Annotated in this window: 12 protein-coding genes; 6 read left to right on the top strand and 6 right to left on the bottom strand. The window is 73.5% G+C overall.

Translation table 11 applies throughout. The features are described 5' to 3' along the window. Window positions 1-198 (bottom strand): hypothetical protein (locus HNP84_RS50955; protein ID WP_221335840.1); only part of this gene is annotated, 198 nt, incomplete at its 3' end. A 178-nt stretch (window positions 199-376) separates the two neighbouring features. Here HNP84_RS50955 and msrB point away from each other — a divergent pair. Next, a complete protein-coding gene (gene msrB, locus HNP84_RS03580) occupies window positions 377-778 on the top strand; it encodes a peptide-methionine (R)-S-oxide reductase MsrB (protein ID WP_185047904.1) in 402 nt (133 codons plus the stop codon). 275 nt (window positions 779-1,053) lie between these two features. Here msrB and HNP84_RS03575 read toward each other — a convergent pair whose 3' ends face one another. From HNP84_RS03575 to hemG, 3 genes are all read right to left on the bottom strand, one after another. Further along, window positions 1,054-1,719 (bottom strand): hypothetical protein, encoded by a 666-nt coding sequence (locus HNP84_RS03575; RefSeq protein WP_185047903.1) that lies wholly within the window; start codon window positions 1,717-1,719, stop codon window positions 1,054-1,056. Window positions 1,720-1,839: 120 nt separating this feature from the next. Then, the gene (gene hemQ, locus HNP84_RS03570; protein ID WP_185047902.1) at window positions 1,840-2,544 is read right to left on the bottom strand and encodes a hydrogen peroxide-dependent heme synthase; all 705 of its coding nucleotides are present in this window, start codon (window positions 2,542-2,544) and stop codon (window positions 1,840-1,842) included. A gap of 6 nt (window positions 2,545-2,550) precedes the next feature. Then, window positions 2,551-4,008 (bottom strand): protoporphyrinogen oxidase, encoded by a 1,458-nt coding sequence (hemG, locus tag HNP84_RS03565; protein ID WP_185047901.1) that lies wholly within the window; start codon window positions 4,006-4,008, stop codon window positions 2,551-2,553. A gap of 139 nt (window positions 4,009-4,147) precedes the next feature. Here hemG and HNP84_RS03560 point away from each other — a divergent pair, with 139 nt between their 5' ends. Then, on the top strand, window positions 4,148-5,155 hold the full coding sequence (locus HNP84_RS03560) for a DUF4349 domain-containing protein (protein WP_185047900.1): 1,008 nt from the start codon (window positions 4,148-4,150) through the stop codon (window positions 5,153-5,155). 12 nt (window positions 5,156-5,167) lie between these two features. Here HNP84_RS03560 and hemE read toward each other — a convergent pair whose 3' ends face one another. After that, on the bottom strand, window positions 5,168-6,199 hold the full coding sequence (hemE, locus tag HNP84_RS03555; RefSeq protein WP_185047899.1) for a uroporphyrinogen decarboxylase: 1,032 nt from the start codon (window positions 6,197-6,199) through the stop codon (window positions 5,168-5,170). Window positions 6,200-6,885: 686 nt separating this feature from the next. On the opposite strand from hemE, the gene HNP84_RS03550 reads away from it, so the two are divergent. The 4 genes from HNP84_RS03550 to HNP84_RS03535 all read left to right on the top strand — a co-directional run bounded on the left by HNP84_RS03550 (window position 6,886) and on the right by HNP84_RS03535 (window position 13,001). After that, entirely contained in the window at window positions 6,886-7,476 is a 591-nt protein-coding gene (locus HNP84_RS03550) for a DUF3000 domain-containing protein (protein ID WP_185047898.1), read from the top strand. Beyond that, window positions 7,473-8,714 carry a ribonuclease D gene (locus HNP84_RS03545; protein ID WP_185047897.1) on the top strand — a complete coding sequence of 414 codons (1,242 nt, stop codon included), beginning with the start codon at window positions 7,473-7,475 and terminating at the stop codon, window positions 8,712-8,714. The genes HNP84_RS03550 and HNP84_RS03545 overlap by 4 nt, the downstream gene beginning before the upstream one ends. 961 nt (window positions 8,715-9,675) lie before the next feature. Continuing rightward, window positions 9,676-10,911 (top strand): thiolase family protein, encoded by a 1,236-nt coding sequence (locus HNP84_RS03540; RefSeq protein ID WP_221335839.1) that lies wholly within the window; start codon window positions 9,676-9,678, stop codon window positions 10,909-10,911. Next, the gene (locus HNP84_RS03535; RefSeq protein ID WP_185047895.1) at window positions 10,908-13,001 is read left to right on the top strand and encodes a 3-hydroxyacyl-CoA dehydrogenase NAD-binding domain-containing protein; all 2,094 of its coding nucleotides are present in this window, start codon (window positions 10,908-10,910) and stop codon (window positions 12,999-13,001) included. The genes HNP84_RS03540 and HNP84_RS03535 overlap by 4 nt, the downstream gene beginning before the upstream one ends. Here the strand turns inward: HNP84_RS03535 and HNP84_RS03530 are convergent. Next, complete coding sequence (locus HNP84_RS03530; protein ID WP_185047894.1) at window positions 12,967-13,734, bottom strand: hypothetical protein; 768 nt, start codon at window positions 13,732-13,734, stop codon at window positions 12,967-12,969. The two genes, HNP84_RS03535 and HNP84_RS03530, sit on opposite strands and share 35 nt — an antisense overlap. Window positions 13,735-13,748 lie beyond the last annotated feature (14 nt).

The following is a 13,748-nucleotide window of genomic DNA, read 5'->3' as shown; positions in this document are numbered from 1 at the left end:
AGGGCGGCCCGTCCCGGAGCTGCTCGGCGGCGGGACCGGGCGCTCGACGGGACGGGCCTTTTCGACCGTCCGCGGCCTGCCGGTCGTGGTGCTGGCGCGCCACCCCGCCGGCGGCTCTCCCCTCGCCGTCTCGCAGGCGCCCAGCACGGGCGTGGGCCAGCGCCTGCGGGTGACGGCCTGGCGGACGGTCTCACCCATCTATAGGAAGGTGATGCACCTCCCACACCTACAAAGACGCCAAATCACCCCCGAAAGGATGCTTCTCCCGGCGAATGACCGGCGAGCGACCGGCGACTGACCAGCGAAAGGCGGCTGATTCCGGCGAACCGGCGAGCGGCGTGCGCCAGTGGGGCGCCGGGATCGTAGGCTGAACATCATGGAAAAAGTGGTCAGGAGCGAGGCCGAGTGGCGGGCGGAGCTGACGCCCGAGGAGTACCACGTGCTTCGGCAGGCCGGCACTGAGCGGCCCTTCACGGGTGAATACGTGGACACCAAGACGGTCGGTGTCTACTCCTGCCGCGCGTGCGGCGCGGAGCTGTTCCGTTCCGAGGCGAAGTTCGACTCGCACTGCGGGTGGCCCTCGTTCTACGAGCCGACCGACTCCGACGCCGTCGTCCTGCTTGAGGACCGGTCGCTGGGCATGGTCCGCACCGAGGTGCGGTGCGCGCGCTGCGACTCGCACCTGGGGCACGTCTTCCACGGTGAGGGCTACCCCACGCCGACCGACGACCGTTACTGCATCAACTCGGTGTCGCTGCGGCTGCAGCCGGCCGAGTAGCGGGCGACCCGGCTCGCGTGCCGGCCGGTGCGGCCCGTGCCGCACCGGCCCGGCTGTTCAATGGTTTGTTCCTATCCGCCCCCCGGACGGTGAGCCGGGCGCGGCGGGTGTGTCACCGATCGTGTACGCGGGTACGCGGTCGGTGAGTTCGTCCCCCTGGAGCCTCGTGCATCTGCGCCACAAGTGGGAGACCATCGAGGTCATCGGCCGCGTGATCACCCAGCGCTGCGTCCGGTGCGGCAAGACGCGCGTGCGCGTGAAGTGAGCCGCCGGGGTCACCGTGCGGGGGCGGGGCGGGTGAGCCGGCAGTCGTCGTCGCCGGCGCCGAGGACGTTCGCCAGCACGGGATTGCCGTTCTGGCCCGACCTGGCCTGGACGAAGACGACGGGGTCGGCCGTGCCGCGTTCCTCGGTGAGGTAGCGCAGGCCGCGCTCGCACAGCTCGATGGCCTGGCGCGAGTCGGCCGCCGAGGCCGGCAGGTCGGTGTAGACGCGCAGGTAGCCGCCCACGGTGCGGATGTCGGTCACCCGGGCGAAGGACTTGCCGCCGGACTCCGCGAAGTACGCCAGGGCCTCCAGGTCGGTGTGCTCGGAGCGGGCCGAGGCCGCCGTGCGGGGTTCCTCCGGGGCCGGGGTCGCGCCGGGCTCCGGCTCGCCGCGCGGGGGCGGAGGCGTTTCCGGGGGTGGCGGCGATTGTGGAGGCGGAGCCGATTCCGGGGGTGGCGGCGATTGTGGGGGCGGGGGCGGGACCGCGCCCGCCGCGCCCTCGGCCAGGGGACGCGGCTCCGCGTCGCGCCCGGCGTACAGGGGGGAGCCGACGGCCAGGCCGAGCACGGCCGCCGCGGCGGCGCCCACCGCCGTCTCCATCAGCCACGACCGGTCGCCGCGGCCGGTCGTACGCCGCCTTCCGCCCCGCCGTGCCAGGTGCCCGCCCGATCTCACCGTCCGCCTCACCACGCCCGGGTTTTCCCCGAGTATGACAAACCGCCCCGGCCCGGCCCCCTCACCTGCCCGAACGGGCATGGGTCGGCGGGACTGGCGGGGCGGGAGTGGGCGGAGGGGCTACGGGAGCGCGGCCACCAGCTCGCTCACCGGCTTGCGGCTGCCGGTGTAGAACGGGATCTCGACCCGGGTGTGCCGGCGGGCGCCGGCGCCGCGCAGGTGGCGCATGAGGTCCACGATGCGGTGCAGCTCGTCGGCCTCGAAGGCGAGCATCCACTCGTAGTCGTTCAGCGCGAAGCAGGCGACGGTGTTGGCGCGGACGTCCGGGTAGTCGCGGGCCATGCGGCCGTGCTCGGCGAGCAGGGCGCGCCGCTCGGAGTCGTCGAGGAGGTACCACTCCAAAGAGCGCACGAACGGATAGACCGACACGAACGCCCGCGGTTCCTCCTCGGCCAGGAACGCCGGGATGTGCGACTTGTTGAACTCGGCCGGGCGGTGCAGCGCCATCGCCGACCACACCGGCTCGCTGACCCGGCCCAGCGCCGTACGCCGGAAGCGGGAGTAGACCTCTTGCAGGTCGCCCGCCGAGGGGGCGTGCCACCAGAACATGAAGTCGGCGTCGGCGCGGAACCCGGCCACGTCGTAGCAGCCCCTGGTCACGACGTCCTTCTCCGCGGCCTGCGCGAGCAGTTCCTCGGCCTCGCGGGCCATGGCGTCGCGGTCGTCGCCGCACGGCTCGCGCAGTTTGAAGACCGACCACATGGTGTAGCGGATCACCTGGTTGAGATCGCGCGCCTTCGGACGGGCGGCGTCACCGGTCGTCATATGTGCTCAGAGCCCCTCGGTCACCTTGGTCAGCGATGATGTCGTCGCCTGCCATTCTCGCGCGGGGTCCAGGTGGTCCAGCACCCGGGCGGCCGCCGCGCGCGCGGTGGAGACACAGGCGGGCACGCCCACCCCGTCGTACGCGGCCCCGCACACGGCCAGCCCTCGCTGCCCCGCCACCGCGGCGCGGATGCGCGCGACGCGGTCGAGGTGGCCGACGTCGTACTGCGGGAGTGAGCCGCCCCAGCGGGTGACGCGGCTGTCGCGCGGCAGGCCGCGCACGCCCAGCATCTCGGCCGCCTCGGCCATGGCCAGCGCGACCAGCTCGCCGTCGTCGCGCTGGAGCTCGTGCTCGTCGCCGAGCCTGCCGATGGAGCAGCGCAGCACCACCAGGTTGGGGTCGGCCTCGGCGAGGTGGGGCCACTTGACCGAGCTGAACGTGGCCGCCTTGACCGGGCGGCCCTCGACGGGCGGCACGAGGTAGCCACTGCGCTCGGGCACGCTGGGGAAGGCGGCGCGCGGGTAGGCCAGGGTGACGACGGCCATGCTGGCGTACGCGATGCGGGACAGCTCGGCGGCGGCCTTGGGCACCTCGGCGGCGAGCAGCCGCCCCGCCGGGGTGGCCGGGAGCGCCACGATCACGGCGTCGGCCTCGACGGTCTCGGGTCGCGGCACCGGACCGGTGACCAGCCGCCAGCCGGTCTCGGTACGGTGCAGCTCGCGCGCGGTCACGCCGGTGCGGATCTCGGCGCCGGAGGCGGCGGCGACGGCGGCGGGCAGGGTGCCCATGCCGCCGCGGAGGGTGGTGAACACCGGCCCCGCGTCCTTGGGGGCCTCGGCCGCGATGTCCCTGGCCCCGGCCAGCAGCGAGCGCTCGGTGCGGGCGACCGTGGCGATCTGCGGCATCGTGGCCTGCAACGACAGCGTCTCGGCGCGGCCGGCGTACACGCCGCCGAGCATCGGCTCGACGAGGCGGTCGAGGACCTCGCCGCCCATGCGCGCCCGCACGTACGCCGCGACGGACACGTCGGTGCTGACCATGGTCGCGGGGAGTATCTGGTCCATGGTGACCCGGGCGAGCCCCGCCGGGCTCAGGATGCCGGATCTGGCGAGCGCGCCCAGGTCGGACGGGACCCCCATGACCTGGCCCTTCGGCATCGGCCGCAGCCCGCCCCGGCTGTAGATCGCGGCCTGGGTGGTGCCGGGGTAGACCAGTTCCCCGCCGAGGCCCGCCAGCCGGGCCAGCTCCTTGCCCTCGGGGCGCCTGGCCAGCATCGCCTCGGCCCCCGCGTCCACGGGCAGGCCCGCGACCTCGCTCACGTGCAGCTTGCCGCCGATCCTCGGCGCGGCTTCGAGCACGGTCACGCGCAGCGCCTCCCCGGCGGCCTGCCGGAGGTACCACGCCGCGGCCAGGCCCGCGATTCCGCCGCCGACGACCACGACATGCCGTCGATTCCCTTCCATGGCACTCGACGCTACCGCCACGGGGGCCCGCCCGGGTCCGCGCGTCCCGCGCAACGCCAGGGCGCCGCGTGTCCGTACCGTGACGGCATCGTGACAAGCCACACCAAACCGCGCCCGGCGCGGATTCCGTCATGAGGTCATGAAGACATTCCCGTACGGCCCGCGCCTGGCGGTGGCGCTCGCCGCGTCCGTCCTCCTGCTGTCCGGATGCGCCGGCGGAGGCGTCGAGTCGTCGAGCGACGCCGCCCCCGCCGCCGAGCCCCTGGCCTCGCAGCAGGCCGGCGGGCGGGGCGAAGCGGACACGGCCGAGGCCCGCGACGAGGCGGGCGAAACCGGCCGTTCCGCCCCGGCCACCGACCCGGTGAAGATCGCCCAGGAGCGGTCGATCATCTACGTCGCCGAGATGACGGTGCGCGCCAAGGACGTCACCGCCGCCGCGGACAAGGCCAAGCAGATCGTGACCTCCGTGCAGGGCTACCTGGCGCAGGAGCAGTCCAGCTCGGCGGGCGGGGGCGACGCGTCGGCCACCCTGGTGTTCAAGATCCCGCCCGCGGCGTACCCGGCGACGCTCGGCCGCCTGGGCAAGGAGCTGGGCACGCGGGAGGCGTTGCAGCAGAACACCGAGGACGTCACCGAGGAGGTCGCCGACGTCGAGAGCAGGGTGAAGTCGGCGGAGTCGGCGCTGGAGTCGCTGCGCGCGCTGCTGAAGCGGGCGAACACGATCGGCGAGGTGCTGGACGTCGAGCGGGAGATCAACAACCGTGAGGCCGAGCTGGAGTCGCTGCAGGCCAGGCAGAAGGCCCTGGCCGCGCAGACGTCGATGGCCACGCTCACGCTGCGGCTGATCGGGCCGGTCGCGCCGGCGCCCGAGCCGGTGGAGGAGGAGTCCACGTTCCTGGACGGGCTGGCGGCCGGCTGGAACGCGCTGGTGGACAGCGTGAAGGTGATCCTGGTGGTGCTGGGCGCGCTGCTGCCCTGGCTGGCCGTGCTCGCGCCGGTGGTCTGGCTGGCGCTCCGGCTCGTACGCCGCCGCCGAGCATCGCGTACGCCCGCGCGCGCCGTCGCCGCCCCCGCGCCGCCGCCCCCGGCCCAGCCGGCCGGAGTGGCCGCCGGACCGCGCCCGGAGCCCGCTCCCCCGGCGGAGTGAGCGGGCCGGGGCTCAGCGCGCGGAGTGCTCGTGCACGAAGTCGGTCAGCCGCGCGAGCTGCGCCGGGTCGGTCGTGGGCAGCACGCCGTGGCCGAGGTTGAACACGTGGCCCTCCGCGGCGCGCCCGCGGGCCAGCACGTCGGCGGCCCGTTCGCGCACGACGTCCCACGGGGCCAGCAGCACGGCCGGGTCGAGGTTGCCCTGGAGCGCCCGGCCCGGCCCGACCCGCCCGGCGGCCCGGTCGAGCGGCACCCGCCAGTCGACGCCCACGACGTCGGCCCCCGCCTCGCCGAGCAGGCCGAGCAGCTCGCCGGTGCCCACGCCGAAGTGGATGCGGGGCACATCGAGGTCGGCGAGCCCGGCGAAGATCCGGCTGGTGTGGGGCAGCACGTAGGCGCGGTAGTCGTCGGGGGCCACCGCGCCCACCCAGGAGTCGAACAGTTGCAGCGCCGACGCGCCCGCCTCGGCCTGGATGCGCAGGAAGCCGAGCGTGATGTCGGTGAGCCGGTCCATCAGGGCGTGCCAGAGGTCGGGCCGGCCGTACATCATGGCCTTGGTGTGGTCGTGGTTCTTCGACGGCCCGCCCTCGATCAGGTAGGACGCCAGCGTGAACGGCGCGCCCGCGAAGCCGATCAGCGGCACCTGGCCCAGCTCGCCGGCCAGCGCCCGGACCGCCTCGGTGACATAGGGCACGTCGCCGGGCTCGATGTCACGCAGGACCGCGAGCCCTTCCTCGGAGCGGATCGGCTCGGCGACGACCGGGCCGACCCCGGGCTTGATGTCCAGATCGACGCCGACGGCCTTGAGCGGGACGACGATGTCGCTGAAGAAGATGGCCGCGTCCACGCCGTAGCGGCGCACCGGCTGCATCGTGATCTCCACGATGAGGTCGGGGTCGGCGCAGGCGTCGAGCATCGGCACGCCCTCGCGCACCTTGCGGTATTCGGGCAGCGACCGGCCCGCCTGGCGCATGTACCAGACCGGCGTGTGCGGTACGGGCTGGCGGCGGCAGGCGCGCACGAACGCGGAGTCGGCGGGGTTCACCTTCCAAGGGTGCCATGCCCGGAGCGTGCTCCGCCCCGTGACGCCACGGTGCGTCCGGCCCGCCCCGGGAGGACGGCCCCGGAACCGGAAAGATGGTCATGCCCTATGCCAAATCGCCCTCATGCCGGCGAGGGGGCGTTTAGCCGGTTCACCCCGTTCCTCCCCCGGCCGGCGTCGGCCGTACGGGGGCCGGGCGAGCGCCGCGGCGAGCCGCGCGGCCCGGATGGGAGTACAGTGCGGCCCATGGAGCCCGCGTGACCTTCTCTGGACTTGCCCAAATCTTCGCCAAGTCACCGCGCGGCATCGATTCCGGCACCACTTTCGGGACACGCCGAGCGCGATGCGCGGAATTGTCAGCGGGGCGTGCCAACGTTCGGAGCACGACCCGACGAAAGGCCCGTGCGATGACCGCGATGTGGAGTTCCCCCGAGCGCCGCAGTGAGCGTTGTGCTACTTGTGCCGACGACCGGGTGTTCGAGCAGCCTCCCTGCCCAGACGGCCACGAACCGGGCGAATGCCCCGACTGGATGTGCGTAGTCTGTGGTCACGCGTTGTTCATCGGGCCGCCGGCACCGGCGACCCGTCCCACCCCTGCCATCGCGACGGCCGCGGCTTGATCCAGATCGATGGCACCGACACATACCCCCGTGGTCCACATGCGCCCGACATCGACCTACTCTTCGGATATGACCATCGGTGACACCGCTCCCGGCGAGTTCCGGCGCGCCGTGGAGAGCATGCGCCGGACCGAGGTCAGGCCGGAGATCGAACTGGAGGACATCCCGGCGCCCCAGCGCCTGGCGCCCTTCTCCGCCGCCATGGGCGCGTCCGTCTACCGCGACGACGACGAGCTGGCCGTGGGCCGGCTGATCGTGCTGTACGACCCCGACGGCCAGCGCGGCTGGGACGGGCCGTTCCGGCTCGTCGCGTACGTGCGGGCCGACATGGAACCGGAGATCACCTCCGACCCGCTGCTCGGGCCCGTGGCCTGGAGCTGGCTGACCGACGCGCTCGACGCCCACCACGCCTCCTACGCCGCCGCCGGGGGCACGGTCACCCGCGCCGTGTCCGAGGGCTTCGGCAACAAGGCCGGCGATCCGGTCACGACGGAGCTGGAACTGCGCGCCTCCTGGTCTCCGGAGGAAGAGGACCTTTCCGGCCATGTCGCCGCATGGTGCGATCTGATGTGCCTTGCAGCGGGTATCCCTCCGCTACCACCTGACGTGGCGACCCTGCCGCCGCGCCGACGCGAAGATCCGGAGTCCTTCAGGAAGTGACCGACGAGACGACCATTCCGGTGGGGGAGGCCGTCCCCCTGCTGGAGCCGCGCGAGGGCATCCCGCCGGTCATCGACGATGCCGCGGGCCTCGCCGCCACCGTTCGCACCTTCGCCCTGGGCACGGGCCCCGTCGCCGTGGACGCCGAGCGCGCCTCGGGCTACCGCTACAGCGGCAAGGCGTACCTCGTGCAGCTCCGCCGCGCCGGGGCGGGCAGCGCGCTGATCGACCCGACGGCCTGTCCCGACCTCAGCGACCTCGACGTGGCGCTCGCCGACACCGAGATCGTGCTGCACGCGGCCTCCCAGGACCTGCCCTGCCTGGCCGAGCTGGGCTTCCGCCCGCGCCGCCTGTTCGACACCGAGCTGGCCGGGCGGCTGCTCGGCTACGAGCGGGTGGGCCTCGGCACGATGGTGGAAACGGTCCTCGGCCTCCGCCTGGAGAAGGGCCACTCCGCCGCCGACTGGTCCACCCGCCCTCTGCCGGAGGACTGGCTGCGCTACGCCGCGCTCGACGTCGAGGTGCTGGTCGAGCTGCGCGACGCGCTGCACGAGCAACTGGAGGCCAGCGGCAAGCTGGCCTGGGCGCTGGAGGAGTTCGCCGCCGTGCTCAACACGCCGGTGCCCGCGCCCCGCTCCGACCCCTGGCGCCGCACGTCCGGCATCCACAAGGTACGCAGCCTGCGCGGGCTCGCCGTCGTACGCGAGCTGTGGATCCTCCGCGACGAGATCGCCCGCGAGGCCGACCTCGCCCCCGGCCGGGTCCTGCCCGACTCCGCGATCGTCACCGCCGCCCTGGAGATCCCCCGCACCACCAAGGCCCTGACCGACATCGCCCCCTTCACCGGCCGCAGCGCCCGCCGCCACCTCCGCGACTGGCTGGCCGCCATCGCCCGCGCCCGCTCCCTCCCCGAGTCGCAGCTCCCCCAGCCCAGCACCCCCGGCGACGGCCCCCCGCCCACCAACCGCTGGGCCGACCGCGACCCCGCCGCCGCCAAACGCCTCGCCGCCGCCCGCGCCGTCGTGGCCGCCCTCGCCGACGAACACCGCATGCCCACCGAGAACCTCCTCCAGCCCGACGCCGTACGCCGCCTGACCTGGGAACCCCCCGAGATCCTGGACGACGAGCACATAGAGGCCCGTCTCCGCACCCTGGGCGCCCGCCCCTGGCAGATAGCCCTGACCGCCCACCCCCTCACCAAGGCCCTCGACCGCCTCAACACCAAAGGCGACCTCTGACGACCGGCACGGTCCAGGGCGCGCACCGAATGGACGGGACGCCGGCGAGAGCCACGGTGCTCACGTCCGGCAGGGCCGGGGGTGTGGTCACGCGGCAGCGGGACACGCACGACCGCGGAGCAGCACGCGATCCTGAGGCCGTGACGGTCGTGGGAGGTGGCCACGCGACGCCGCGCTGAGGGCTACAGCGAGGGCTACGGCGCGAGGCCGCCGGTCGGGCAACGGCACACGTCCCGCCACCGGCCGCTCACCCCATGGGGCATGTCCGCCGGCGACACCCGTGACGGACCCCGCACCGCAGCCCACCCCCACCCCGCGGCCCGCCCGCACACGCCACCGGCCCCCAGCACGATGGGCGAACATACGCAACCCGCTCACCCGTGACCGGCTCCAGTCCGCAGCCCGCCCCAGACACGCCACCGGCCCCTACTCCCATGGCCGAGACTGCCCACCCGCTCGCGGACGGGGAGGGTCCAGGCAACGGTGGATCTTCCGTAAGACGGGATGGGACGGGGTGCCGGAATCTGCGTGCACCCCGCCGCCGCCTCCCGAACTCGGGCACACCCCGCCCTGCCCGGTGGTACCGCTTGTTCATCGGGCATTTCACTTGGTGGCGGGCGGCCATATCGGGATATATGGGTAAGTGGGGTTGAGGAATGACCGGAATGGCGATGCCATTTGCCGCGCAAACGAAAACAGGCTTGGCGAATTTCCGGAATTCGTGCTTCTTTTGGGTGCGGTCCCGCAGGCGGTGGGCCTGGTGGCGCGATTGCATCGGGTCCGCACGCACCCCCTCCGACCGAATTCCATCGGACATAATGGTGCGACGGCGAAGGCGGGCCGCACGACGGGTGGCGTCCATTGTCGCCGGTGGGCGGAATCGCAGCGGAGGTGCATGGGGAGGGGGCCGGGGAGGCGGGGGCCGCCCTGGTGGACCGCAAGCTTGTTACTGACCAGTAGCATGGGGCGCAGGAAGTCATCCACCAGCGAGGAGCGAGCCGTGCCTTCCTCTCGTGACGTCGTCTTCGTCGACGGAGTGCGAACGCCTTTCGGCAGGTCGGGTCCCAAGGGCATGTACGCCGAGACACGTGCGGACGACCTCGTGGTCCGCGTCATCCGTGAGTTGCTGCGGCGCAACCCGTCCCTGCCGCCCGAGCGTGTGGACGAGGTCGCCATCGCGGCCACCACGCAGATCGGCGACCAGGGCCTGACCATCGGCCGGTCCGCCGCCGTGCTGGCCGGGCTGCCCAAGAGCGTGCCCGGCTACGCGATCGACCGCATGTGCGCCGGAGCGATGACCGCGGTGACGACCGTCGCGGGCGGGATCGCGTTCGGCGCGTACGACGTGGCCATCGCGGGCGGTGTGGAGCACATGGGCCGCCACCCGATGGGCGAGGGCGTCGATCCCAACCCCCGGTTCCTGTCCGAGCAGCTTGTCGACGGCTCCGCGCTGGTCATGGGCATGACCGCGGAGAACCTGCACGACCGCTATCCGGCGATCACCAAGGAGCGCGCCGACGCGTACGCGGTGGCCTCCCAGGAGAAGGCGGCCAAGGCGTACGCCGACGGCAAGATCCAGCCGGACCTCGCCGAGGTGGCCGTGCGCTCGGCCGAGAAGGGGTGGGGCCTGGCCACGGCCGACGAGGCGCCCAGGCCCGGCACCACCATGGAGGCGCTGAGCGGGCTCAAGACGCCGTTCCGGCCGCACGGCAAGGTCACCGCGGGCAACGCCTCCGGCATCAACGACGGCGCCACCGGGTGCGTCGTGGCGGCGGCCGAGGCCGCCGAGGAGCTGGGGCTGAGCGCGAAGATGCGGCTGGTGTCGTACGCCTTCGCGGGCGTGGACCCCGAGGTGATGGGCGTGGGCCCGATCCCGTCCACGGAGCGGGCGCTGCGCCTGGCCGGGCTCGGAATCGACGACATCGGCCTGTTCGAGATCAACGAGGCGTTCGCGGTGCAGGTGCTGGCGTTCCTGGACCACTTCGGCATCCCCGACGACGACCCGCGGGTCAACCCGTACGGCGGCGCCATCGCGTACGGCCACCCGCTGGCGTCCTCGGGCGTACGGCTGATGACGCAGCTCGCCCGGCAGTTCGGCGAGCACCCCGAGGTCCGCTACGGCGTGACCACGATGTGCGTCGGCATGGGCATGGGCGGCACCGTGATCTGGGAGAACCTGGCGTGGGAGGGCAAATGAGCCTGGACAAGTGGCGGTCGGTCCTGCTGGGGCGGGTGCCGGACGAGGTCGTGACGCGGGCGCTGGTGCGCGACGTCGAGCTGCCGTACGGCGCGGGGACCATGGCCCTGATCACGCTGGACAACGGGTTCGACCACACCAAGCCCAACACGTTCGGCCCGCAGGGCCTGCTGGCACTCAACGGGGCGCTGGACGAGATCGCGGCCCGCACCGACCTGGTGGCCGTCGGCGTGACCGGCAAGCCGTTCGTCTTCGCCGTGGGCGCCGACCTGGACGGCGCGGCGGCGCTGCGCGCCCGCGAGGAGGCGGAGGCGATCGGGGCGCTGGGGCACCACGTGTTCCGGCGGCTGGGCGAGCTGGAGGTGCCGTCGTTCGCGTTCGTGAACGGCGCGGCGATGGGCGGCGGCCTGGAGGTCGCCCTGCACTGCACCTACCGCACGATCTCCTCCGGGGTGACCGCGGTCGCGCTGCCGGAGTGCTTCCTCGGGCTGGTGCCCGGCTGGGGCGGCACGCAGCTCCTGCCCCGCCTGGTCGGCCCGGCGAACGCGCTGAAGCTGATCATCGAGAACCCGTTGTCGCAGAACCGCATGGTGCGCGGCGCCGACGCGTACGCGATGGGCGTGGCCGACGCCATGTTCGAGCCCGCCGACTTCCTGGAGGAGTCGCTGCGCTGGGCGGCGAGGGTGCTGCGCGGCGAGGTGACCGTCGAGCGTGCCGACCACACCGCGGCGGCCGAGGAGTGGTCCGCGGCCGTGGCCGGGGCGCGCGGGCTGGTGGACCTGAAGCTGCGCGGAGCCGCGCCCGCGCCGTACCGGGCGCTGGACCTGGTCGAGCTGGCCCGTACGGCCTCGCGCGACGAGGGCTTCGCCGCCGAGGACGCCGCCCTGGCCGACCTGCTGCTGAGCGAGGAGCTGCGCGCCGGGCTGTACTCCTTCGACCTGGTGCAGCGCCGGGCCAAGCGGCCCGCGGGCGCCCCCGACCCGGCCCTGGCCCGCAAGGTGACCAAGGTCGGCGTGGTCGGGGCGGGGCTGATGGCGGCGCAGATCGCGCTGCTGTTCGCCCGCCGCCTGGAGGTCCCGGTCGTGCTCACCGACCTGGACGACGAGCGCCTGACCAAGGGCGTGGGCCACGTGCACGCCGAGATCGACGGCCTGCTGGCCAAGGGCCGGGTCTCCGCCGACAAGGCGGCCCGGCTCAAGGGCCTGGTCTCCGGCTCGCTGACCAAGGACGCCTTCGCCGACGCCGACTTCGTGATCGAGGCGGTGTTCGAGGACATGGCGGTGAAGCGCAAGGTGTTCGCCGAGGTCGAGGAGTTCGTCTCGCCGGAGTGCGTGCTGGCCACCAACACCTCCTCGCTGTCGGTGAGCGCGATGGCGGCGGGGCTGCGCCACCCCGGGCGGGTGGTGGGCTTCCACTTCTTCAACCCGGTCGCGGTGATGCCGCTGCTGGAGATCGTGCGCGGCGAGGCGACCGACGACGCGACGCTGGCCACCGCGTTCGCGACCGGCAAGACGCTGAAGAAGTCGGCCGTGCTGGTCAAGGACGCGCCCGCGTTCGTGGTGAACCGGCTGCTGACCAGGTTCATGGGCGAGGTCATGGCGGCCGTGGACGAGGGCACGCCGCTGGCGGTCGCCGACCACGCGCTCGACGGGCTCGGCCTGCCGATGACGCCGTTCACGCTGCTCCAGCTCGTCGGCCCGGCGGTGTCGCTGCACGTGGCCGAGACCCTGCACGAGGCGTTCCCCGACCGCTACGCCACCTCCCGCGGCCTGGCCAAGCTGGTCGCGGCGGGCAGGCCGGGCGTGTACGACGCGGCCTTCGCGATCGACCCCGAGGCCGAGGCGGTCTTCTCCGGCGGCACGTCCCCGTCCACCGGCGAGCAGGTACGGGACCGGGCGCTGGCCGCCCTCGCCGAGGAGATCCGGATCATGCTCGACGAGGGCGTGGTCGCGGCGCCGCAGGACATCGACCTGTGCATGATCCTGGGCGCGGGCTGGCCGTTCCACCTGGGCGGGATCACGCCCTACCTGGACCGCTCGGGCGTCTCCGAGCGGGTCACGGGCGCCCGGTTCCGCCCGGCGGCCGGCTGAAGGCCGCATGGCCCTGCCCGCGAAGGCGGCGTGAGCGTCGCAGCGCGAGCAGGGCCAGCGCGCCGATGAGTACGCCCGCCGCCACCGCGTACGGCGGACGCCACCAGGACTCCTCCGGCTCGGCCACGACCGCCGTGGTCGGGCCTGAGGACGCCGCAGAGGGCACGGCGGCCGCCGCCGGGGTGGTGGAGGGCCGCGGCGGCAGCGGGACCTTGTGGGCGAGCCTGGGGAAGCCGGGCGGCCGGACCTCGCCCCAGTAGTCCTGCGGCTCCTGGTTCTCGATGGACCGGCGGAACTCCTCGGGGATCGGCTCGATCTTCAGGCTCCCCGGGACGGTCAGCGTGCCGATCTCGTACGGCATGAACCAGCCCTGCAGCGCCTCGACCCGCCAGGTCCGTCCCGGCAGCGCCACCGCGGCGGCGTAGTGGCCGGGCTCGCGCAGCTCGACGGCGTCGAACTCCAGCACGGTGCCCTCGCCGTCGTCGAAGCGCAGCGCGACCCGGCCCAGATCGCGGCCGACGTACGGGTGGGTGCCGTGCTGGAGCAGCCAGAACCCGATGGTGTAGGTCGCCCTCGGCTCCCACTTCGCCGGGACCGGGTCCAGGTAGGTCACGGCCCAGCCTCCGGCGCTCTCCGCCCGTGCCGGGGCCGCCAGGGCCGACACCGCCAGGGCCGCCAGTGTCGCCAGGGCCGCCAGGGCCGCCGGCGCCGCCCGTAGGATCACTCGTCTCATGACGCACCTCCGGG

Origin of the sequence: Thermocatellispora tengchongensis (assembly GCF_014202315.1) — a bacterium.
GTDB lineage: Bacteria > Actinomycetota > Actinomycetes > Streptosporangiales > Streptosporangiaceae > Thermocatellispora > Thermocatellispora tengchongensis.
The sequence above is the reverse complement of the archived record's forward strand: the minus strand, read 5'-3'. Positions and strand labels throughout refer to the sequence as shown.

Coding starts and splice junctions, on each gene's coding strand:
- HNP84_RS03560 (WP_185047900.1), top strand. CDS start 4,148: ATGAAGACATTCCCGTACGGCCCGCGCCTGGCGGTGGCGCTCGCCGCG.
- msrB (WP_185047904.1), top strand. CDS start 377: ATGGAAAAAGTGGTCAGGAGCGAGGCCGAGTGGCGGGCGGAGCTGACG.
- HNP84_RS03540 (WP_221335839.1), top strand. CDS start 9,676: ATGGGGCGCAGGAAGTCATCCACCAGCGAGGAGCGAGCCGTGCCTTCC.
- HNP84_RS03550 (WP_185047898.1), top strand. CDS start 6,886: ATGACCATCGGTGACACCGCTCCCGGCGAGTTCCGGCGCGCCGTGGAG.
- HNP84_RS03535 (WP_185047895.1), top strand. CDS start 10,908: ATGAGCCTGGACAAGTGGCGGTCGGTCCTGCTGGGGCGGGTGCCGGAC.
- HNP84_RS03530 (WP_185047894.1), bottom strand. CDS start 13,734: ATGAGACGAGTGATCCTACGGGCGGCGCCGGCGGCCCTGGCGGCCCTG.
- hemG (WP_185047901.1), bottom strand. CDS start 4,008: ATGGAAGGGAATCGACGGCATGTCGTGGTCGTCGGCGGCGGAATCGCG.
- hemQ (WP_185047902.1), bottom strand. CDS start 2,544: ATGACGACCGGTGACGCCGCCCGTCCGAAGGCGCGCGATCTCAACCAG.